The sequence below is a fragment of the Actinomadura soli genome, from assembly GCF_005889715.1.
Lineage (GTDB): Bacteria > Actinomycetota > Actinomycetes > Streptosporangiales > Streptosporangiaceae > Spirillospora > Spirillospora soli.
The window spans coordinates 1-21,930 of sequence record NZ_VCKW01000077.1 but is presented as its reverse complement, the minus strand read 5'-3'; the positions used below and the strand labels follow the sequence as shown (position 1 = coordinate 21,930).

General features: G+C 71.9%; 20 protein-coding genes. 13 read left to right on the top strand and 7 right to left on the bottom strand.

The genetic code is table 11. The annotated features are described in order from the left end of the window. Positions 1-15 precede the first annotated feature (15 nt). Genes ETD83_RS16970 through ETD83_RS16960 form a run of 3 tightly spaced genes read left to right on the top strand, consistent with a single transcriptional unit; the run spans position 16 to position 4,005 of the window. On the top strand, positions 16-789 hold the full coding sequence (locus ETD83_RS16970; protein ID WP_138646098.1) for a DUF4286 family protein: 774 nt from the start codon (positions 16-18) through the stop codon (positions 787-789). Between the two features lie 12 nt (positions 790-801). Further along, complete coding sequence (locus ETD83_RS16965) at positions 802-1,695, top strand: amidohydrolase family protein (protein WP_138646097.1); 894 nt, start codon at positions 802-804, stop codon at positions 1,693-1,695. A gap of 3 nt (positions 1,696-1,698) precedes the next feature. Next, a complete protein-coding gene (locus ETD83_RS16960) occupies positions 1,699-4,005 on the top strand; it encodes a CaiB/BaiF CoA-transferase family protein (RefSeq protein ID WP_138646096.1) in 2,307 nt (768 codons plus the stop codon). A gap of 13 nt (positions 4,006-4,018) precedes the next feature. On the opposite strand, the gene ETD83_RS16955 is transcribed toward ETD83_RS16960, so the two are convergent. From ETD83_RS16955 to ETD83_RS16940, 4 genes are all read right to left on the bottom strand, one after another. Continuing rightward, positions 4,019-5,473 carry an aldehyde dehydrogenase family protein gene (locus ETD83_RS16955; protein ID WP_138646095.1) on the bottom strand — a complete coding sequence of 485 codons (1,455 nt, stop codon included), beginning with the start codon at positions 5,471-5,473 and terminating at the stop codon, positions 4,019-4,021. Positions 5,474-5,570: 97 nt separating this feature from the next. Further along, positions 5,571-6,128, bottom strand: a complete 558-nt coding sequence (locus ETD83_RS16950) for a carboxymuconolactone decarboxylase family protein (protein WP_138646094.1) — start codon at positions 6,126-6,128, stop codon at positions 5,571-5,573. After that, complete coding sequence (locus tag ETD83_RS16945; protein WP_138646093.1) at positions 6,125-7,000, bottom strand: MBL fold metallo-hydrolase; 876 nt, start codon at positions 6,998-7,000, stop codon at positions 6,125-6,127. The genes ETD83_RS16950 and ETD83_RS16945 overlap by 4 nt, the downstream gene beginning before the upstream one ends. Before the next feature lie 14 nt (positions 7,001-7,014). Continuing rightward, a complete protein-coding gene (locus ETD83_RS16940) occupies positions 7,015-7,704 on the bottom strand; it encodes a hypothetical protein (protein ID WP_138646092.1) in 690 nt (229 codons plus the stop codon). 585 nt (positions 7,705-8,289) lie between these two features. On the opposite strand from ETD83_RS16940, the gene ETD83_RS16935 reads away from it, so the two are divergent. The 3 genes from ETD83_RS16935 to ETD83_RS16925 all read left to right on the top strand — a co-directional run bounded on the left by ETD83_RS16935 (position 8,290) and on the right by ETD83_RS16925 (position 10,531). Next, entirely contained in the window at positions 8,290-8,805 is a 516-nt protein-coding gene (locus ETD83_RS16935; RefSeq protein WP_138646091.1) for a lytic polysaccharide monooxygenase auxiliary activity family 9 protein, read from the top strand. Between the two features lie 192 nt (positions 8,806-8,997). Next, positions 8,998-9,516, top strand: a complete 519-nt coding sequence (locus ETD83_RS16930) for a lytic polysaccharide monooxygenase auxiliary activity family 9 protein (protein ID WP_138646090.1) — start codon at positions 8,998-9,000, stop codon at positions 9,514-9,516. A gap of 124 nt (positions 9,517-9,640) precedes the next feature. Continuing rightward, on the top strand, positions 9,641-10,531 hold the full coding sequence (locus ETD83_RS16925; RefSeq protein WP_230420963.1) for a glycoside hydrolase family 19 protein: 891 nt from the start codon (positions 9,641-9,643) through the stop codon (positions 10,529-10,531). Between the two features lie 164 nt (positions 10,532-10,695). Here the strand turns inward: ETD83_RS16925 and ETD83_RS16920 are convergent, their stop codons facing one another. Beyond that, positions 10,696-12,093: a hypothetical protein gene (locus tag ETD83_RS16920; RefSeq protein ID WP_205717719.1), complete on the bottom strand. Its 1,398-nt coding sequence runs from the start codon at positions 12,091-12,093 to the stop codon at positions 10,696-10,698. A 171-nt stretch (positions 12,094-12,264) separates the two neighbouring features. Here ETD83_RS16920 and ETD83_RS43710 point away from each other — a divergent pair, with 171 nt between their 5' ends. Next, a complete protein-coding gene (locus ETD83_RS43710) occupies positions 12,265-12,606 on the top strand; it encodes a twin-arginine translocation signal domain-containing protein (RefSeq protein WP_205717718.1) in 342 nt (113 codons plus the stop codon). Next, positions 12,603-13,376: a class I SAM-dependent methyltransferase gene (locus ETD83_RS16910; protein WP_138646089.1), complete on the top strand. Its 774-nt coding sequence runs from the start codon at positions 12,603-12,605 to the stop codon at positions 13,374-13,376. The genes ETD83_RS43710 and ETD83_RS16910 overlap by 4 nt, the downstream gene beginning before the upstream one ends. A gap of 6 nt (positions 13,377-13,382) precedes the next feature. Here the strand turns inward: ETD83_RS16910 and ETD83_RS16905 are convergent, their stop codons facing one another. Continuing rightward, the gene (locus tag ETD83_RS16905) at positions 13,383-14,081 is read right to left on the bottom strand and encodes a DUF6962 family protein (RefSeq protein WP_138646088.1); all 699 of its coding nucleotides are present in this window, start codon (positions 14,079-14,081) and stop codon (positions 13,383-13,385) included. A gap of 137 nt (positions 14,082-14,218) precedes the next feature. On the opposite strand from ETD83_RS16905, the gene ETD83_RS16900 reads away from it, so the two are divergent. Genes ETD83_RS16900 through ETD83_RS16880 form a run of 5 tightly spaced genes read left to right on the top strand, consistent with a single transcriptional unit; the run spans position 14,219 to position 21,270 of the window. Beyond that, positions 14,219-15,304, top strand: coding sequence for a hypothetical protein (locus ETD83_RS16900; protein ID WP_138646087.1), 1,086 nt, complete (start codon positions 14,219-14,221; stop codon positions 15,302-15,304). Between the two features lie 4 nt (positions 15,305-15,308). Continuing rightward, positions 15,309-17,468: a serine/threonine protein kinase gene (locus tag ETD83_RS16895; RefSeq protein WP_230420962.1), complete on the top strand. Its 2,160-nt coding sequence runs from the start codon at positions 15,309-15,311 to the stop codon at positions 17,466-17,468. 40 nt (positions 17,469-17,508) lie between these two features. Further along, positions 17,509-18,948, top strand: coding sequence for a vWA domain-containing protein (locus tag ETD83_RS16890; RefSeq protein ID WP_138646086.1), 1,440 nt, complete (start codon positions 17,509-17,511; stop codon positions 18,946-18,948). Positions 18,949-18,950: 2 nt separating this feature from the next. Next, entirely contained in the window at positions 18,951-20,393 is a 1,443-nt protein-coding gene (locus tag ETD83_RS16885; RefSeq protein WP_138646085.1) for a hypothetical protein, read from the top strand. Positions 20,394-20,430: 37 nt separating this feature from the next. Then, on the top strand, positions 20,431-21,270 hold the full coding sequence (locus tag ETD83_RS16880) for a glutamate ABC transporter substrate-binding protein (RefSeq protein ID WP_230420961.1): 840 nt from the start codon (positions 20,431-20,433) through the stop codon (positions 21,268-21,270). Positions 21,271-21,396: 126 nt separating this feature from the next. On the opposite strand, the gene ETD83_RS16875 is transcribed toward ETD83_RS16880, so the two are convergent. Further along, positions 21,397-21,600 (bottom strand): cold-shock protein, encoded by a 204-nt coding sequence (locus tag ETD83_RS16875; RefSeq protein ID WP_131971577.1) that lies wholly within the window; start codon positions 21,598-21,600, stop codon positions 21,397-21,399. Between the last annotated feature and the right edge of the window lie 330 nt (positions 21,601-21,930).

The window sequence follows — 21,930 nt, the reverse complement described above, 5'->3', positions numbered from 1 at the left end:
GTGGGAGGCCGTCGGATGAGCGCGCACGCACCCTTCTCGAACAGATTCCTGTACTGGATCGCCCTCGACTTCGCCGGCTCGGACCCGGCCGACGTCGCGCGGTTCAACCGCTTCTACGACGAGACGCACGTCCCCGAGGTCCTCGCGAGGTATCCGGGCTTCGTGGGGGCCCATCGCTACGCCCTCCAGGTGCCGGACGAGCGGGGCGACTTCGGCGGGGCGTACCTGGCGGCCTACGAGGCCGAGAGCGAGCAGGCCATCGCCGAGTACCTCGCCGGAACGACCGCGCCCGGGGGGACCCGTCCCCCCTACAGCGACGACCCGCCGCTCTGGCCGGACCTGCTCACCCATCGCTGGCGGGTGGTCTACGAGAAGGTCGCGGAGACCGGGCCCTCGACGGGCACCCCAGGTTCGATCTACATCATCGGGATCGACCCGCCCGCGGACGCCGGCGACGAGCTGGCCGAGTTCGACGAGTTCTACACCGGCGTCCACATGCCGGAGGCGACGGCCATCGGCGGCTTCAGCCGGGGGACCAGGTACGAGGTGCGGCGCGCACTGGAGCATCCGGACCCCGGCTGCCCGCGCTACCTCGCCGTCTACGAGCAGGCGGACGGCACCGACGCGCAGGCCCGCGCGACGCTGCGCACATTGATCGCGTCGAATGCCTGGACCCCGGGGCCCGCCTCCTGGACCAGGAAGACGACGCCGTGGCGGCTCTGGTACCGGCACGTCTCGTTCATTCCACGGGCGGCGCCGCCGAACGGAACGACCGCCCGGCAACCTTGAGGAGGGGGAGGCGTGTTCATTCTCGACACCCAGATCCACATGTTCCTGCCCGACACCCCGGACCGGCCCTGGCCGGACATCGGCGAGACCTACACCGGGAAACCGGAGTCCACGCCGAAGCAGATCCTGCCCAGGATGGACGAGCTCGGCATCGACGCCGTGGCGATCGTCCCGGCCATCTGGGCGGGGGACGACAACACCCCGGCGCTCGGCTGGGCCGCGGAGCACCCGGGCCGGTTCGGCGTGATGGGCCGGTTCAACCTGTGGGATCCGGACCGGGAGCGCATCGAGCGCTGGTTCGACGACCCGTGGATGCGCGGCATCCGGATGAGCTACCCCGACTTCCGCGGACGCGACTGGATCGACGTCGACACGTTCCCGTGGTTCTGGGAGGCCGCGGAACGGCTCGGCATCCCGCTGATGCTGCTGATCTACGGCCCCGAGGTCCGCAAGGTCGCCGCTATCGCGGAGCGCCACCCCGACCTCCGGCTGATCGTCGACCACATGGGCCTGATCATCGGCGACCCTGACACCCAGGACCTCTGGGCGCACATCGACGACATCTTCCCGCTGGTGAAGTACCCGAACGTCTACATGAAGTACTCCGCGATCCCCGACTACACGTCCGAGCCGTACCCCTACCCGTCGCTGACCCCGACGCTGCGCCGCGTGTACGACGCGTACGGGCCGCAGCGGCTCATGTGGGCCTCGGACACGACGCGGGTGCGCGGCGCGACCTGGCGGGAGAACCTCGACCACGTCCGGTGCACGCTCGACTTCCTCAGCGAGGAGGACAAGGTCTGGATGCTCGGCCGGACGGCGGCCACGGTGCTGAACTGGCCCCGTCCGGAGGGCGGCTTCGAATGGGAGCGCACCGACCCGGGCACCACCGAAACGGCGCGCTAGCCGATGGCACGACCAGACGAGGAGCGGCCCGTCCCGGCCCCGGCGCTGCGGGTCGTGGAGCTTTCCAGCGGCGTGGCCGCGAAGGTCTGCGGCCGGCTCCTGGCCGGGCTGGGACACGACGTGATCCTGTGCGAGCCGCCCGGCGGGGACGCGCTGAGAACGCGGGGACCCCTGGACGAGCACGGCGTCGGCTTCGCCTTCTCCAGCCTCGGCGCGGACAAGCGCAGCGTGGTCGTCGACCTGGACGCGGCGGACGGCCGGACGGCGCTGCACCACCTTTTGGACCGTGCCGACCTGCTGCTCACCGACCTCGGCCCCACCCGGGCACGGGCCGCCGGCCTGACCGCGCCGGAGATCCGCCGCGCCTGGCCGGAGCTCGTCGCCGTGAGCATCACGGCGGCGGGCCTCGACGACCCGCGCTCGGACCACCCCGCAGACAGCCTGCTCGCCGAATGCCTCGGCGGCCTCGCTTCGATGATCGGTGAGCCGGACCGTGCCCCGTTGAGCCTCGGCGGGGAACAGGCGGCGCACGCCGCCGCCTTCGCGGGCCTCCTCGGCGGCATGCTCGCGCTCCGCCGCCGCGCGCACGGCGGGCAGGGAGACGTCGTCGATGTCGCCCTGTGCGACGTCGCCGCGTACATCGACTGGAAGAGCGACGTCGAGACCGCCGTCGCCGGCACCGCGCCGACGCGCACGGGGGCCACCGCGGGGCAGTGGCGGATCGTCCGCGCGGCCGACGGCTGGGTCGGCGTCATCTTCCACCCCGACCAGTGGGATCTGCTGATCGGGCTCGTCAGCGAGCCGTCGCCGCCCCCCGTCCCCCTCCCGGGCCCGGAGCGGGGGTGGCCGGTGATCGAGAGGTGGGCGGCACGCCTGCCCAAGCGGACGGTCTACGAGCGCGCGCAGGCGCTCGGGCTCGCCGTCGGCTTCTGCGCCGACCTGGGCGACCTGCTCCGCGACCCGCAGTACCGCGCGCGCGATTTCTTCCGCGGGGCGCGGCAGGACGGCAGAACGGCCGCCCTGGTCGGGCCCCCGGCCCGCGCCGAGGGGCTGCCATGGCGTTCCGGGCCGCCGCCGGTGCTCGGTGACGGTGACCCGGCGTGGGAGCACTCCGACCGGGGGGCACGGTCGATGTCTCGGAACGGTTCGGGGGCGCCGCTCGCGGGCGTGACCGTGCTCGACCTCGGGACGATCACGGCGGGCGCGGCCACCGGACGCCTTCTCGCCGACTACGGCGCCACGGTGATCAAGGTCGAGTCGGCGGGCCATCCGGACCCGTTCCGGCAATGGCCGGTGGCGGGCCAGGCCCCGGGCGCGAACGGCCACGACGTCTCGCCCATGTTCGAGTCCAACAACGCGGGCAAGCTGGGCGTGGTGCTGGAGCTCAAGACCGACGCCGGGCGGGAGGCGCTGCACCGGCTGGCCGCCCGCGCGGACGTCGTGATCGAGAACTTCACCGTGGGCGTGACCAAGCGGCTCGGGGCCGACTTCGAGACGCTGCGCGCGGTGAACCCGCGGCTCGTCTACCTCTCCCTGTCCAGCCAGGGGCAGGACGGCCCGGAGGCCGGACACAGGTCGTACGGGTCGACGCTCGACCTCCTGTCGGGGCTGGCCTCGGTGACGGGGTACCCGCACGGCGGGCCGATGTGGTCGTCCGGCGAGGTCAACTACCCCGACCAGGCGGCGTCGCTCTTCGGCGCCGCCCTCGTCGCGTACTGCCTGGACCGCGGCGTCCGGGGCGTCCACCTGGACGTCTCGCAGCGCGAGCTGATCAGCTGGACCCTCGCCGACCGGATCGCCGGGTACGCGGCGACGGGCGCGCTGCCCGTGCCCACCGGCAACCGCCGCCCCGGCAGCACGCCGCACGACGTCTACCCCTGCTCGGGCAAGGGCCAGTGGGTCGCGGTCGCGTGCCACAGCCAGGCCGAACGGGACGCGCTGGCGGCCCTCGTCGCGCCCGACGAGCTGGCGGGGAGATCCGAGGAGTGGTGGTGGGAGCACGAGGCTCACGTGGACGACCTGATCGGGATGTGGACGCGCGCCCGTTCCCGCGCGGAATGCGTCCAGGCCCTGACCGAGGCGGGAGTGGCGAACGCGCCGGTGCTCCCGGCCGCCGAACGCGGGCGCGAACCGCGGTTCCGCGAGCGGCGGGTCTTCCTGGGCGACGGCGACTCCCGCCGCAAGGGGTTCCCGTTCACGATGCGCGGCCACGCCCCGCCGGATCCGGCTCCCTCTCCGGCCCTCGGTCAGGACCAGGAGGCGGTCCTTGCGGACCTGAGCCTCACCGGCGGGGCGGAGCCGCCCCGATGATCAACGGGATCGGTCAGCGGACGTCGATCGCGAGGGTCTTGACCTGGCTGAACTCGTCGATGACCCAGCGGCCGCCGAGCCGCCCGCGCCCGGACCGCCGTCCGGCCGCGCCGCCGAACGGCAGGCTGTACTCCCAGAAGTTGGAGGTGTCGTTGACCACCACCAGCCCGCAGTCGATGAGCTCGCCCAGCCGGAACGCCTTGGAGACGTCGGTCGTGAACAGCGAGCCGACGAGCCCGAAGTCACCGGCGTTCGCGGCCTCGACCATGTCGTCCTCGTCGTCGAAGACCGACAGCGAGGCGACCGGGCCGAAGGTCTCCTCGGTGAAGAGGGCGGCGTCGCGGCCGACGGAGGTGACGACGGTGGGCGGGAAGAAGAAGCCGTCCCGGCCCTGGACCCGCTCGCCACCGGCCACGACGTCCGCGCCGCGCTCGCGGGCGTCGCCGATCAGCCGGTCGTAGCGGGCGATGCTGGCCTCCATGTGGACCGGTCCCATCGTGACCCCGGGATCCAGCGGGGACCCGAGCACCGTGTCCGCGGCCCGCTTCGCGAGCATCTGGGTGAGCTCGTCCGCGCACGACGCCGCAACCAGCACCTTGCCGGCGGCGCTGCACACCTGGCCGGCGTTCCAGAACGCCGCGTTGGAGATCGCCGCCGCGGCGATGTCGAGGTCGGCGTCACCGAGGACCACGATGGGCGAGTTTCCACCCAGCTCCAGCAGAAGCTTTTTATCCCACGCCGATTTGGCGATGGATTGACCGGTCCCGCTGCCGCCGGTGAAACCGACCGCGACAATTCCCGGGTGCGTCACCAGATGGCCGGCGACCGCGACCTCGTTCGTGATCACCAATTGCAGCAATTCCTGCGGAAAATCGGCCGCGAGAAGGATCTCCCGGAACTTCGCCGCGACGACGGCCGTGGTGGGCGCCGGCTTCCACACGACGGCGTTGCCGGACGCGAGCGCCGGGCCGATGTACTCCACCGGGATGTTGACCGGGAAGTTCCACGGGGTGATGACCGCCCACACGCCCAGCCCCTCGCGGCGGACGATCGCCCGCTTGTTCGCGTCCTGCACGTGCGGTGTCTCCCCGCCCTGGGCGAGGACGGACTCCGCGGCCATCTCCAGCCCGCGAACTGCGAAAAGTATCTCGCCGCCGGCCTCGGCGATCGGCTTGCCGTGCTCGGTGGAGAGCACCTCGGCGAGCTCCTCGTGCGCGGCGAGCAGCGCCTGTGCGGCCGAGCGGCACCACTCGGCGCGGGTGGCCGGACGCACGCCGCGGGTCTTGCGGAAGGCCGCCCCGGCACTGGCGACGGCGGCGTCCACATCCTGGGTCGACGCCGCCGCCAGATCGGCGAATGGACGGCCCTCGGCGGGGTTGATCGCCGGGTACATCGAGTCGGTTCCGCGCCACGATCCATCGATCCAGGACGCGAAGAAGTCGGCGCCCGAAGGCGTGGCAAATGCCATGATGCTCCTTTCATGGGCGCCTTGAGATTATCAATTGTTTGACCGAATGAAAAGGGTCTCGCGGTCGGTCCGTATTTGGCGGGTGCGGGCCGCCGCCCTATCCGGCGGGCGGGAAGGTGGGGAGGCCGGGTTCCGGATGGACGTTGATCGTGTTGAGCATCGCGGCGACCGTCCAGTAGCGGCCGATGACGGCGATGAGGTCCAGGAGCTGGGCGTCGTCGTAGGTTCCGGCCAGGGCCGTCCAGGTCGGGTCGGTCAGGCGGCCGCGGGCGTGCAGTTCGTCGACCGCGTGGAGGAGGGTCGACTGGAACTCCGTCCAGCCGTCGGCGGTGGGACCGTGCGGGACGCGGTCGATCTCCTCGGGGGTCAGCCCGGCGGCACCGCCCATCCGGACGTGCTGGCCGAAGGCGTACTCGCAGCGGCTCAGCCAGGCGACCCGGAGGATGGCCAGCTCGCGGTCGCGGGCGGGGAGCGGTGACTGGCCGAGCAGGTACGTCTGCAGCGGCCGCTGCGCCTTCATCAGGCCGGGGCTGTGCGCCCAGGTGCGGGACACGTGGGCCGTGCCGGTCAGGGCGTCGTCGCCGAACAGCTCGCGTTCGAGCCGGTGGTAGGCGTCCACGTCGATGGGGCCGATGCGCGGGTCGGTTCCGGTCATGTCGCGTCCTCCACGTTGTGGCTCGCGGTGCTCCGCACGCGGCCGTCCGGGGTGCGGTCTACGTTGACGATGGTCGGGACAGGGAAGTGCGGGGCGAGGATCTTCGCGTTGCGGTCGGCGGCGAGGGCGGCGACGCGCTCGCGGCTGCGCGTCGACTCCGCGGGCGCGTACTCGACGGACGGCAGCCAGCACGGGTGGTCCACGTGCACGGGATGGTGGTGGACGTCGCCCGCGAGGATCGCCGCTTCGCCGCCGTCCGCGACCATCACCGACACGTGGCCGGGGGTGTGGCCGTGGGTCGGCAGGACGGTCATCGCGTCCGACAGGCGGAGTTCGCCTTCGTAGGTGTGCAGGCGCCCGGCGTCCTTGACGGCGCGGAGGCGGGCACGGACCTCGCCGGACACCTTGCCGTTGAACGCGATGGCGTCGACCTCGTCGCTCGTCCAGTAGGCGAACTCGCGCTCGTGGACGAGGACGGTCGCGTCCGGGAACGTGAGGGAGCCCTCGTCGTCCTTGGTCAGCCAGCCGCAGTGGTCGGCGTGGAGGTGGGTCAGCACGACCTGGTCCACGTCGCCCGGCTCGATGCCCAGCGCGGCCATCGCGGCGGGCATCCCGCCCGCGCCCGCCAGGCCGGGGATCTCGTGCGCGCGGTGGCCGTAGCCCGCGTCGACCACGGTGACATGGCCGTCGCCCGTGACGACGAACCCGCCGAACGTCACCGTGAACGGCGCGTCGGGCTCGGTCACGCCGACGGCGGGCATCCACTCGGCCGGGTCGGCGCCGGTGAACCAGTACCGGCGCGGCCCCCGGGCCACCCCGTCGCTGACGTGCGACACCCGCGTCCGGCCGATCTTGATCGTCGCCGAGGTCATCCCGTTCCCTTCGTTCAGCCCGCTCGCCGGTACTTGACCCGCCAGCCGACCTGGCGTTCCTCCCACGCGCGCGGGCCCGGCGTGAGCGGCGGCACGCCGGGCGGCCTCGGTTCCGGGTCCTCCGCCTCGTAGACCGCGTTGTAGCGGGGGCAGCCCGGCGCGGGATGCGTGAACTCGTGCCAGAGCAGGAAGCGGGTGCCCCGGTCGTACCCGAGCCCGGAGACGATCTCGGGAAGGTGCGTTCGCGTATAGAAGTCGTCGAAGCCGGCGATCTCGGCGTCGGTGGCGTCCGCGGCGGGATTCATGCCGATCATCGCCATCTTGCCGGGGCTCGGCACCGGTGCCCCGACCGACCCGGCGCTCTCCCAGATCATCCGCCACACGACCGCGGCCCGGTAGAACGCGGGCGGCCCGGTCGTGTACGCGGGCCGCCGCTCGCCCTGCCGGGCGACGAACGCGCGCGCGGACTCCTCGCCGTCGATGCCGTAGACGGCCAGCCAGGACGGGACGGTTTCGTCGTCGGCGGGCTCGGTCAGCTCGTACCGCGCGCCGCTGACGAACCCCTCGTTCAGGCGGACGACCTCCGCGAGGTGGACGGTGTCGTAGAAGCCGGCGAGCGCGCGCAGCTCCGCCTCGGTCTCGTCCGGCCGGGGCCTGAGCCCCACCGCGAGGAAGAACGGACAGCCCAGCGGTTGCCTCCCCATGACCCCTCACCCCTCCGCTCGAAACAGTTCACTACAAACCATACATTTCAGACGATTGCTCTCAGGGCGGGGGGTGGCGTGCGGGTCCGCGTCCCACCGGCACGTGACACACGGGCACCACGGGGCACACACGAGCTTGATCCCGTGGAACGTGGCAATCCGTCGTGCGGGGCCGGGTCCGTTTGCGCAGGTCACAGGGCATTTTGCGGGCCGATGTCGGCAGATGTCGCCAAGCGGGGCCGCGTCGATCGGGGAACTCTGACAATTCTTTGGAGCGGTCGAGAGTGGTTCAGTTCACAGCCTGCGCTGGTCATGCGCGCCCAAATGGGACGTCGTGATCGAGGCACCGCCCGGTCTTGCCCGCAAACGGACGGAGCGTTAACGTTCAGCTACCCGATAGGAAAGTTTCCTATCAGATGGAGTCCCGCATGCCCCGCTCCCCTCCATCGCCCCTGATGGACGCGGCCGTGCCGCACAGGTAGACGCGGCTTGTCTCCCCGGCCCGAGGCCGACTCCCCGGCCCGTTAGCCGCCTGGCCCGTCCACACCATGCCATGACCCCACCCCAAGGCTAAGGACCCCCCGCATGAAGAAGTCACATCGCAGGCTCGCCGCCGCCGCCGCGGGCGTCGGCATCGCCCCCCTCGTCGCCGTGATCCCGGCGACCTCGGCCCTCGCGCACGGCTACGTCTCGGCGCCGATGAGCCGCCAGGCGCAGTGCGCCAAGGGAATCGTCCAGTGCGGAGCGATCAAGTACGAGCCGCAGAGCGTCGAAGGGCCCAAGGGCCAGCGCACCTGTAGCGGCGGCAGCCGCTTCACCGAGCTCAACGACGACAGCAAGGGCTGGCAGGTCACCAACGTCGGCCAGTCGGTGACGTTCACCTGGACGTTCACCGCCCGCCACCGCACGACGAACTACGAGTACTACGTCGGCGGCCGGAAGGTCGCGGACGTCAGCGGCAACAACCAGCAGCCGCCGGCCACCCTCTCCCACAACGTCAACCTCGGCGGCGTGAGCGGACGCCAGAAGATCCTCGCGATCTGGAACATCGCCGACACCGCCAACGCCTTCTACGCCTGCGTGGACGTGAACGTCCAGTAACACCCGACCGGAGCCGCCGGAGGCTTCGACTACGTCGCGGCGGCACATCGGCGGCTGGTAATGGCCGCGGCCGTGCCGCTCGGGCAGACGCGGCTCAGTCTCCCCGGCCCGAGGCCGTCTCCCCGGCCCCGAGCCGTCCGGTCCCCGTCCACGCCATGCCATGACCCCACCCCAAGGCTAAGGACCCCCCGCATGAAGAGGTCACATCGCAGGCTCGCCGCCGCGGCGGCGGGCGTCGGAATCGCCCCCTTCGTCGCCGTGATCCCGGCGACCTCGGCTCTCGCGCACGGCTACGTCTCGGCGCCGATGAGCCGGCAGGCGCAGTGCGCCAAGGGCATCGTCCAGTGCGGAGCGATCAAGTACGAGCCGCAGAGCGTCGAGGGGCCCAAGGGCCTGCGCAGCTGCAGCGGCGGCAACGCGGGATTCCGCGAGCTCGACGACGACAGCAAGGGCTGGCAGGTCACCAACGTCGGCCAGTCGGTGACGTTCACCTGGACGTTCACCGCCCGGCACAGCACGAGGAACTACGAGTACTACGTCGGCGGCCGCAAGGTCGCGGACATCAGCGGCAACAACAAGCAGCCGCCGGCCACCCTCTCCCACAACGTCAACCTCGGCGGCGTGAGCGGACGCCAGAAGATCCTGGCGATCTGGAACATCGCCGACACCGCCAACGCCTTCTACGCCTGCATCGACGTGAACGTCCAGTAACAACTGTCCGGAGCCGCCGGAGGCTTCGAGAACTCGCGGCGGCACATCGGCGGCTGGTGATGGCCGGCTCGCTCCGCACCGTGTGGCGGGCCGCACCGCGTGAAATCGCAAAGGATGTGATGTGGTGCAACGCAGAACAACGCTGCTCGGCGCCGCGCTGCTCGCGGCGGGAGCGTTGTCGGCCATTCTGCCGATGTCGCCGGCGACCGCCGCGGACTGCGCGACGGCATGGAACGCCTCCAAGGTCTACACCGGCGGCGCGGTCGCGTCCCACAACGGGCACAACTGGACCGCGAAATGGTGGACGCAGAACGAGTCACCGGGAAGCACGATCGTCTGGGCAGACCAGGGGAACTGCGGTGGATCCAGCAGTCCCACCGACCCGCCCGGCAGCAGTGCGTTCGTGGTGACCGACGCGCAGTTCAACCAGATGTTCCCGAGCCGCAATTCCTTCTACACCTACACCGGCCTGACCGCTGCCATAGCGTCCTTCCCCGCCTTCGCCGGCACCGGCAGCGACACGGTCAAGAAGCAGGAGGCGGCCGCCTTCCTCGCCAACGTCAACCATGAGACCGGCGGGCTGGTGCACATCGTCGAGCAGAACAAGGACAACTACCCGCACTATTGCGACAGGAGCCAGCCCTACGGGTGTCCCGCGGGGCAGGCCGCCTACTACGGCCGCGGACCCATCCAGCTGAGCTGGAACTTCAACTACAAGGCCGCGGGTGACGCGCTCGGCATCGACCTGCTGAACAACCCGTGGCAGGTGGAGCGCGACGCGGCCGTGTCGTGGAAGAGCGCCCTCTGGTACTGGATGACGCAGAACGGCCCCGGCACCATGACCCCGCACAACGCGATGGTCAACGGCCGTGGGTTCGGCGAGACGATCCGCAGTATCAACGGCAGCCTGGAATGCAATGGCGGAAACCCGTCCCAGGTGCAGAGCCGGGTGAACGCCTACAAACGGTTCACCCAGCTTCTCGGTGTCCCCACCGGTGACAACCTGACCTGCTGACGGAGTGTGATGTTTCATCCGGTCTGTCCGTGAGGGCGTGACCTGACCGGGGACCGAGGATGAAACTCAAGAATAGATGGGCCGGTCGCGTACTCCCCTCGCGCGCGATCGACCTGCGTCCGACCCGCGTCCGGCCACCACCCGGGCGCGGGTCGTTCGCTTTCCTACCTCTTGTCGGCGGGAATGTAGAGGCGGATGTCGTCGACGTACGCCGAGCCCTCGTAGTAGTTCAGGTGCGGGTCCCCGATGATGAAGGAGTCGGGGTAGGCCGAGCCTTTCGGCCAGGAATGCTCGGTCGTGAACGTCCCGGCGGGGCCGGTGTGCTTCAGCGTGCGGTCGAAACGGCCGTCGTATTCGTCCGGGGTCTGGTTGTAGTGCCAGATCGGACGGCCGTCCTCCACGAAGTCGTGGTGGACGCGCAGCGTCGTCTGCCCGGTGTTGAGGAACGGCCCGCTCATTTCGAGCGTGTAGCCGGTGCGGTCGCGTTCGATGGCGAACGTGTAGGACGCCTCCGGCAGCAGCTCCGGCCGTAGTTCGGCGCTGGTGAGGTGCTGGCGGAACTTGCCGCCCGGCCCGTACGGCCGGTCCATGGACACGTCCCCGCAGGCCGTCTTGATGTAGTACTCGTTGCTGATGTTGTTGTTGGACGCCTCGCGGAACCTGTCGCCGCGGACGAACAGCGCGTTGACCCCGTTGAAGGTGCCGTCGAACGTCCGGTAGATCTCGCCCGTCTTCGGGTTGCAGGTCCCGGCGCTCTTCCAGCGCTCGTCGTCGCTGTAGTAGCCGTCCATGATGACCTTGCGCCGGTAGTGGATGCCGGGGTTGCCGTGCGGCGCCGGGGTCGCGTAGTCGAGGACCGTCAGGTAGTAGAACCCGTTCTCCCTCGTCACGTCGGGATAGTCGCAGCGCGACTTGCCGGGCAGCGCGCCCTGGAACGTCCAGGGGTACCGGGTCTTGCAGGGCTCGCGGGTGTAGCCGTTGTGCTTGCCGCCGTAGTCGAAGGTGCCGCCGCGCTTACCGCCGAAGTCGATGCCGCGCAGCGTCATCTCCACGCGGTAGCGCGGCGGGAGCGGGCGCGTCGGCCGGATCAGGACCCCGGCGTCCCAGCTCGGCTCGGAGATCCGCGCGGCCCGCTGCCCGCCCGGCAGGGCCGCGGTCGACAGGCCGGGACGCGAGTCGGGGCGGCCGTCGCGGTCCTTGTCGACGGCGGCGACCTCGGCGGTCAGCCAGCCGTCGCGGCCGAACGCGACGCGCTTGCGGAAGACGTTCAGGGTCGCGAGCTGCCGCGCGAACAGCGGCCCGCTGATCTTCTTCCAGGCGTCGCCGTCGTCGTCGAACGCGTCGACGTGCCACGGGCTGCCCGGCCCCTGCGGGTCGCGGCGCCACGGGGCCCCGTCGACCTTCAGCGGCCGGTCGAAGCCCTCGTGATCGACCAGGACCCAGCGTCCATGGGCCGCGGCGCCGGACGCGTCCGCGCCGCCGCCGGGCCAGGCCACCGCCGGGACGATCATCGCCGCCGTCGCCCCCGCGGCCACCATGGTGACCTTCCACGATCTGCTCAAGACGAGCCCCCTCTCGCGGGGACCCTACGGTCGCCGGGGCCCGCCCCTAGCGGCACGGCGCGGGGTCTTGCCCGCCCCTTGGCCGAGTCCGGGAACCTCTCTTGCAATAATGTTGCAATTGCGACTGAGATGCACCGAAGTGAGCCGGTTTGTGAAGAGGTGGTGTGCGGCGTGCCGAGCGGTACCACGCGGCGTGGGTTTCTGGGACTCGCGGGAGCGACGGCGGGCGGGGCCGTCCTGCTGGGCGCGTGCTCGTCCGGCGGGACGGAGTCCAGCGCGCCTCGCAGGGGCGGGACGCTGCGGGCGGTGTTCCCGGGCGCGGGTGCCAAGGAGACCATGGACCCGCACGCCCAGCGGCAGTTCGCCTGGGCGTCGAACCGGGCACCGCCCGCCGCCCACCGGCCGCGCTCTGTGGTCGACCGCGGCGACCTCGACCGCGTCCTCGAAGCACCCGAGTCCGGCACGACCCGCCTGCTGATCCAGGCGGCCCGACCCCAACGGAGGAAACCATGACCGAAATGGCCACCTGGCGGGAATGGCAGGACAGCTGGGACCGTCAGCAGGAGTGGTACATGCCCGACCGCGAGGAGCGCTTCCGCGTCATGCTCGACACGGTCGAGGCGCTCGCGGGCCCCGAGCCGGTCGTCCTCGACCTCGCCTGCGGGACGGGCACCATCACCGACCGGCTGCTGAGGCGCTTCCCCGGCGCCCGCGCCACGGGCGTCGACATCGACCCGGCCCTGCTCACGATCGCGGGCGGCCACTTCGCCGGTGACGCCCGGGTGGAGCTGGTGACCGCCGATCTGACGGACCCGTCCTGGACGGACGCCCTGCCGCACCGCTCGTACGACGCCGTCCTCACCGCCACCGCCCTGCACTGGCTGGACACCGAGCCGCTCCGCGTCCTGTACGGGCGCGTCCACGGCGTGCTCAAGGACGGCGGCGTGTTCCTCAACGCCGACCATATGACCGACGAGTCCACGCCCCGCCTCAACGCGGCGGCCGAGGCGTTCCACGCCGCCCGGCAGGAACGCGAGCGGGCCGCGGGGGCGCTCGACTGGCCGAACTGGTGGACGAAGGTCGCCGCCGACCCCGTCCTCGCCGAGCCCGCCCGGTGCCGCTTCGAGATGCTCGGCGACCCCCGGAGCCCGGACGGGGCGCACCGGGCCGACCGTCCGACCACGACCCGATGGCACCTGGACGCCCTGCGCGAGCAGGGCTTCGCGGAGGCCCGCCAGGTCTGGTGCTCGCACAGCGATGCCCTTGTCGCCGCCCTGCGGTAGCCGGGGTCAGCCGGTGGCGGGGCTCGGCTCGGGCGCCGCGCGGCGCGGGGCGCTGACGGTGAAGTAGAGCAGCACCATGCCCACGATCTGGGCGAGGTGGTACACCGACGTCGGATCCAGCGCGACGCGGCCGGTGACGTTCGGGTCGAGCGCCTTGGTCCCCGCCGCGGCCCCGCTGGCGGCCAGCGCGATGATCATCGGACCGGCCATCGGGTTGCGGCGCCGGGCCGCCACGCCCCACAGGATCAGGATGCTGACCATCGTCAGGCTCTCGCAGGCCAGCAGCGCGGTGACGCCCGCGTGCCCGGTCGCCGCCAGGCACGCGTAGGCCACGATCCCGACCGATCGCAGCAGCCAGAACGTCCTGTGGTGGCGGGGGCCGAGCACCTCGGTGACGGTCGCGGCCAGCAGGTACGACACCGCGATGACCACCATGGCGCTGATGACGGCCCAGCTCGGCTCGTCCCACCGGTCCGAGAACTTCACGAAGCCGTGGTGGATGAACCCGGCCAGCGCCGCGATCCCGGCCCACCAGAAGGACGTGCGCCAGTAGCGGGAGGCCGAGCGGATCTCGTCCGTTGATTGGTGGTGGGCGGGGGCTGGAGGACGGTGGACTGCTGGCGGGCGTCCTAGTCGGGCGGCTAGAAGGACCACGACCAGGCCGAGCGCGAGGTCGCTCAGGGCGGGCGCGGGTTCGGCGAGCATACGTGCACGCTACCCGGGCAAATTACTCACTGGGTGTGGCCGCCGTACGTATAGCATGAACGGTGATTTCGCCAGGGGCACCCCGCGGGGGGCGGGAGCGCCCGTCACCCCCACGCCGCGCCATGGAGTCTCCTTCCATGAGCTCTCCCTTACATTCGCACCGGAGGGTCCACAGAGCGATCATCTGCGTCGACATCGAGCGGTTCACCCGCCCCGGGCTCAACGACGTCCAGCGGGCGGACATGCGCGAGGGCCTCTACGAGGCGCTGGAACGGGCCTTCACCTGGGCCGGGATCAGCTCGGACGATCGCTACCACGAAGACCGCGGGGACGGGGCGTTCTACCTCGTCCCGACGGAGGGCCCGCAGTCAAGGCTGGTCGAGCCGCTGCCGTTCCACCTGGCCGGTGAGCTCGCGCGCCACAACCGTACCGTGACCGCCGACACCCGCATCCGGCTCCGCGTCGCGCTGCACGCCGGGTACGTCCACCACGATCCGAAGGGCGTCGTCGGCACGGCGCTCAACGAGGCGTTCCGGCTGCTGGACGCCCCCGAAGTGAAGCGGGCGCTGGAGGACGCGCCCGGCGACCTGGCGTTCATCGCCTCGGCGCAGTTCCACCACGACGTCATCCGGACGCGCCGCGTCTTCGACTCCTCCGCCGACCGCAAGGTGCGGACGACGGGCAAGGAACCGCACGTCGAGGCGTGGATCTGCGAGTTCGCCGAGCAGCTGCGCGCCGGCCGGGAGTTCTGCGACGCGCTGGCCCGGATCCGGGACGCGCTCGCCTCCGTCGACGCGACGCTCCAGAAGACCCGGGAGGTCCGGGCGGAGACGGTCGAGAAGGTCTCCTCCCCGGTCCCGGAGGTCTCCGATCCGGCGGCCGGGCTGCCCGGCCGCCTCGCCTCGCTCGACGAGCCCCGGCCGGGGCACCGGTGGGCGCGGCTCCTCGCCGCCGCGTCGGAGCTGGAACGGGCCGCGGCCGCCGCGCTGGAGCAGGCGGGGGCGGCGCTCGCCGTCGTCCAGGGGCCCCTCGACGTGCGCGAGGAGCTCCGCGGCCGGCTGGCGTCGCTGCAGGTCATGGCCCGGAACCTCGGACGCGCCGAAGACCCGCGCCTCGACGAGCCGTACCGGTCGGCCCACGACCTGCTCTGGACGGCCCCGTGCGACCTGGAGGCCGCCGAGGCGGCGGTGCTGCGCTACCTGCGGGAGATCCAGGAGGGGTAGCTCGATGAGCCAGTGCACCCATTGCCGCAGGGGCTTCGTCCGGTCCGGTTTCTGCGACTTCTGCGGGCTGGCGCCCTCGTCCGCGCAGCCCCCGGAACGGCCTGACAGGCCGCCGACCGAGCCGTGGTCCGGGCCGACGGAGCCCTGGCAGGGGCCCGCGGGGCAGACCCCGTCCAGGCGCATCACGCCCTACGGCCTGCTGGACATGGCCGGTGTGCCGCCCGTCCCGTATCGCGACCCTGAGACGGCCGTCCTGGCTGACGTTCCCGGCGACGAGCCCATCCCACCGCTCCGTTCCGGCGAGATGGTCGGCGGCCAGTACGAGGTCCAGGGCTGCCTGACGCACGGCGGCCAGGGCCGGATCTATCTCGCGCACGACAACAACGTCGGCCACTGGGTGGTGCTGAAGGGCCTCCTGGACGCCCGCGCGGACGTGTCCGACGTGCCGGAGTCCGAACGCGCCGCGCTCGCCGCGGTGAGCCACCCCAACATCGTCAAGATCCACAACTTCGTCCGGCATCCGGCGGGGACGACGCGGACGGGCCGGGCGGGTGTCCAGCGCTACATCGTGATGGAGTACGTCGGCGGCCGCTCGCTCCAGGAGTTACTGGACGCCCGCCGCCGCGAGGAGGGCCCGGACGCCGTCCTCCCCGTCGACCACGTCATCGCCTACGGGATCGAGATGCTGTGGGCGCTGGACTACCTGCACACCCGCCGCATCCTCTACTGCGACCTCAAGCCCGCCAACGTCATGCAGTGCGAGCAGCGGATCACGCTCATCGACCTCGGCGCGACCTGGCGGATCGACGGCAGCCCGCCGGGCGCGCCGCTCTACGGCACCCGCGGCTTCGGGGCGCCAGAACTGCCCGCGCGGAGCCCGTCGATCAGCTCCGACATCTACACCGTCGGCCGGACCATGGCGGTGCTCAGCTTCGACTTCGACTACACGGGCGAGTTCGAGTCGAGCCTGCCCGACCGCGACGACGTGCCGCTGCTGCGGCGGTTCGACTCCTACGACCGGCTGCTGCGCCGCGCCACCCACGAGGACCCGGCGCGGCGGTTCCGCGGCGCGGCCGAGATGGCGGAGCAGCTGTTCGGCGTCCTGCGGGAGGTCATGTCCGCGCCGCGCAACGCCGACCCGTGGCCGGTGCCGTCCACGCTGTTCGGCCGGGAGCGGCTCGCCTTCGGCACCGACATCATCGCGCCCGACCGGGCCTCGTCCGGCCGGGAGGGGCCGGTGCTGGGCTCCCTCACCGCGAGCGCCGCCGCGACGGCCCTGCCGGTGCCCGTGACGGTCGAGCCGGACGTGGTCGCCGGGCTCGCGGAGCTGACCGCGCGGGGGCCCGTCGAGATCGTCGAGACGCTGAAGGCCCGCGCCGAACGCCACCAGCCGTCGCTGGAGGAGCGGCTCGCCCTGATCCAGGCCCACCTGCAGCTCGGCCAGCGGGCGGAGGCCGAGGAGGCGCTTGCCGAGCATCCGCCCTCCGGCGAGGACGTCGACTGGCGCGTCCTCTGGTACCGGGGGGTCAGCGCGCTGATGGCGGGCGAGTACGCCGAGGCGCAGGTCCTCTTCGACGGCCTGTACGACCGGATGCCCGGCGAGGCCGCGCCCAAGCTGGCGCTGGCGTTCTGCTGCGAAGGGGCCGGCGAGATGGCGGAGGCGGCCCGCCGCTACGAGAGCGTCTGGCGGACCGACCGCGGCTACCTCAGCGCGGCGTTCGGGCTGGCCCGCGTCCGGCTGGCGATGTCGGACCCGTCCGGCGCCGTGGACGCCCTGGACGAGGTCCCCTCGCTGTCCAGGCACTACGGCGCCGCCCAGCTCGCCGCGATGGCCGCGACGCTGCGCGGCCGCCCGTCCGACCAGCTCTCCAAGGAGCACCTGCAGAAGGCGGCGGCGCGGCTCGACCACGCGCGGGTCGACGGCGAGCGGCGCCGCCAGCTCGTCGCCGAGCTGCTGGAGGCCGCGCTGGCCTGGGCCGAGGCCAAGGGCGAGGAGCATCCCGACACGAGGCTGATCAACGCGCCGCTGACCCGCGAGGGGCTGCGGAAGGAGCTGGAGAGCACCTACCGGGCGCTGGCCCACGTCGCCGACGACAGAGAGACCCGGCACGCGCTGGTGAACAAGGCCAACGCGGTGCGCCCGAGGACGTTCCTCGGCCCCTGAACCCCCAGCCCCGGAACGACCGGCCCCAGGAAGGTGATCGATGAGTGACCGCCCCGACTTCGCGGTCGAGATCCACCAGAACCCCTACCTCCCGGCGGACGGCACGCAGGTCCACGCCATCGTCCGGGTCGCGTCCCGGACCGGGCGTCCGCCCCTGTCCGCGCCGGCCGCGTCGGCGGCGTCGGGGGCATCAGGGGCGCGGGCCGCGCCGGTCTCTTCCGCGCCCCGGCCGACCTCGGCCGCGGAGGTCATCATCATCGACATCTCGGCGTCCATGGCGGGCGAGCGGCTCGTCGAGGCGCAGCAGGCCGCGAAGGCGGCGGTGGACGCGCTGCGCGAGGACGTCGACTTCGCCATCGTCGCCGGGGCCCGCGACGCCGCCATGGTCTACCCGCGCAACGTGCTGCTGGCCCCCGCGACCGACCGCTGCAAGGAGGACGCCAAGATCGCCATCTCCAAGCTGACGGCCGCGGGCGGCACCCGGATCGGCCGGTGGCTGAGGCTCGCGGCCGAGCTGTTCGACGGCTCCCGGCACGGCATCCGGCACGCCGTCCTGCTGACCGACGGCCGCAACGAGCACGAGAGCCGGGCGGAGCTGGACGCGGCGCTGACCGGCTGCGCCGCCCGCTTCGTCTGCGACTGCCGCGGCGTCGGCGCCGACTGGGACCCGGACGAGCTGCGCGAGATCGCCACCCGGCTGCTGGGCCGGTTCGCCGTGGTGGCCGATCCGCGGCACCTCACGGCCGACTTCACCGAGATGATCGGACGGGCCATGGGCAAGGCCGTAGCCGACGTCGCGCTGCGCGTCTGGACGCCCGACCAGGTCACGCTCCGGTTCCTCAAGCAGGTGTTCCCGGCGCGCCGCGACCTGACCGGCAAGCGGGTCGAGGTGGACCCGCAGCCGGAGGGCCCGGCCACGGGCGACTACCCGACCGGCATCTGGGGGACGGAGAAGCGCGACTACCACCTGTGCGTCACGGTGCCCATCGGTCAGCCGTACCAGCGGATGCAGGCGGCCCGGGTGTCGGTGGTGGTCCCGGGCCGCGCCGGCGAGCCGGAGGAGTCCCTCGCCGAGGCCATGGTCCTGGCCGAATGGACGGACGACAAGGCGCAGTCGACCGGACGGCACCCGTCCGTCGAGCACTACTCCCGGCAGGAGGAGCTCGCCGACTCCGTCAGCGAGGGGGTGGCGGCGTACAGGAAGGGCGACGACGAGACCGCGAGCAGCAGGCTCCGGCGGGCGCACGAGCTGGCCGAGAGGACCGGCAACACGGGGACGTCCCAGCGGCTCGACAAGGTCGTCGCCCGGGAGACCGGCGAGGTCCGGCCGAGGCAGGACGTCGACGCCGCCGACCTCATCGCCCTCGACACCGAGTCCAGCGAATCGGCCAGCCGCCCACCCGACGAACCCGACGACGATCCCGAGCCCGAGAGCGGGCCCTCAGACGTGCCCGAGGACGACCCTGAGGACGAGGAGTGAGGGTGTCCGGCAGGCTGTTCCGGCTGCGCACCGTCCCGCGCCGCGTCCAGGCGCTGACGGCCGTCGTCCTGCTGGCGGTCATCGTGCTGTTCACCGTCACCGGCGTCGCGCTGTGGGACGCGCGGGCGGCCCTTCGCGCCATCGGCCATGACGAGGGGCCGATGGTGGTCGCCACCAACGACGTCTACCTCGCGCTCAGCGACATGGACGCCCAGGTGACCAACGTGCTGCTGACCGGCGCGGAGGAGGAGTGGCTCTGCGACGTCGACATGGACGGCGGCCCGTCCTGCGCGCGGAGCCTGCCCCGCTACTTCTACGACATCCGCCGCGAGGACGCCCAGCGGGCGGCGCTGCAGGCCGCGCGCTTGGCGGAGGATGACCCGGTGCGGCTGCGGACCGTCCAGTCGGTGCTGGACGGCCTGCACCTGTACGACCAGCGCGTGCAGGCGGCGATGGAGCGCGGCCGCGGGGCCGACCACGCGTTCGGCCGGCTCCCGGAGGACGCCGCCGTCGAGTACCGGGCGGCGACCAAGATCATGACCGAGGACCTGCTGCCCAAGGCCAACAACCTCACCCTGGCCGGCGCGTCGGACGTGGAGGCGTCCTACGGCGACCCGCTCTCCCGGATGCGGTCGGGCCGGATCTGGGTGCTGGTGCTCGGCCTGACGGTGCTCGTAGCGCTCGCCGGGCTGCAGGTCTACCTCGCCAGGCGCTTCAAGCGGGTGGTCAGCCTGTTCCTGGTCGCCGCCGCGCTGAGCACGACGGCCCTGACCGTGGCGGCCGCGTCCCTGCTGGCCACCGAGGCGGACTACGTGCAGATGGCCAAGGAGGACGGCTTCGACCCCGTCCTCCGGCTGTCGCGGACGCGGGCGACCGGCAAGAGCCTGAACGCCGACCGCATCCGCGGCCTGCTCGACCCGGCCGACGCCGACCGGTACGACCAGACCTATTTCGAGAAGTCGCAGACGATGCTGTACATCCCCGAGGCGCGCGACCTGGAGTCCTACTACCGCATGCTGGAGACGCGGGTCACGCGCTACGGCGGCGACTCGCATCCGGTGTCCTTCGGCGGCTACTACGGCGTCGAGGCGACCGAGGCCGCGGACCGGGGGCAGCAGGCGCCCGTCGACACGCTGCTGACCCGCTACCGCGCCTACCAGCAGAACGACCGCCGCGTCCGGGAGCTCGCCCGCGCCCGCAGGCTTGAGGACGCCGCGAAGGCCCACGTCGACCCGCGCTGGCCTTTCCTGTCCCACCCCGGTTTCCGGCAGCACGACGCCGGGCTCGACGCCCGGGTCGTCCGCCACCAGCTCGTCGTCGACCGCATGGTGCGGGACGGGGAGGGCGCGCTGGCACCCTGGCCGTGGCTGCTGCCGGCGTCCGCCCTGGTCATCGCCGCGCTGGTGGTGGGCGGCGTGTGGCCGCGGCTGGCGGAGTACCGCTGATGGGCCGGCGGATCATCGCGAATGGAAGGAGCCGACCGTGCGCGTACTGCGGAAGGCCATGATCGTGATCGTGGCCGTCCTGCTCGTCGGCGTGGCGCTGGTCGCCTACCGCGCCGGCGGCGGCGAGGCCACCGCGTCGATCATCGGCAAGAAGAGCCTGCGGATCGGGGTCAAGTCCGACCAGCCGGGGCTGGGGCTGCGGATGTGGGACGGCACGTTCACGGGCTTCGACGTCGACGTCGCCACCTACGTCGCGGGCCGGCTCGGCGTCGGCCCGGATGACCTCTCGTTCGTCGGGCTGACCTCGAAGGAGCGGGAGGCGGCCCTGGACGACGGCACCGTCGACATCGTGTTCGCCACCTACTCGATCACCCCGGAGCGCAAGGGGAAGGTCACCTTCGGCGGCCCGTACTACGTCGCGCACCAGGACATCCTCGTCCGCGCCGGCGACAGGTCGATCAAGAACGTGAGCGATCTGCGGGGCAAGCGGCTCTGCCAGGCGGCCGGGTCGAACTCGTGGCGGCGGGTGACCGAGGAGCGCAAGGTGGCCGCGACGCTCGTCGCCGCGAGCAACTACAGCGAGTGCGTCACCGCCCTCAAGGAGGGCCGCATGGACGCCGTCTCCACCGACGACCTGATCCTCGCCGGCTTCGCCGCGGCGAACGGCTCGGGCACCACGATGGTCAAGGCGCCGTTCACCAACGAGAAGTACGGCGTCGGCCTCAAGAAGGGGGACGTGGAGGGCTGCCAGGCCGTCAACCGTTACCTGACCGAGATGTACCAGAACGGCGCCGCGAAGACCTTGCTCACCGAGTGGTTCGGGTCGGTGGACTTCGCCGTCGGCGCCAGCGTCCCGGAGTTCGAGGGCTGCAACTGACCCGCGCGGAGCCGCGCCTGCCCCGCGTGGAGCCCACCTGACCCGCGTGGAGCCCGCGCGGACCCGCCGGACAGCCGTGCGGCGGGCGCCCCCGAGGGGACGCCCGCCGCACGGTTCAAGCGAAGGTCAGGCGGGGACGATGTTCTCCGCCTGCAGGCCCTTCTGGCCCTGGGTGACGTCGAACGTCACCTTCTGGCCCTCCTGGAGCTCACGGAAGCCCTGGGCCGCGATGTTGGTGTAGTGGGCGAAGACGTCGGCGCCGCCGCCGTCCTGCTCGATGAAGCCGAAGCCCTTTTCGGCGTTGAACCACTTGACCGTGCCGGTGGCCATGGTCATCTCCTCTGGTCGGTCACGATCGCACACCGTGTGCGACCGGGATCGCCGCGATGGCCCATCCGGAAGATCCAGAACAACAAAAATGCGCCTGAGGTCAGATCCGACAGGCGCACGAACATGTCTATGGGAACCGCAACTGCTTGCAGAGTACCACACGAGTCGGCTGGGTGAACAAGACCCGGGCGTCCGCCGCCCGGACGCGGCCGATGAATTCCGCGGCCGGCGCGGAAGAGTTCCCTGAACCCCGTGGTCGGGCGCATAATGCGGTAATGAAACGCTCCGGACCCGCCAGGCGGCGACATCTCCCCACCAGCCCCTTCGCTC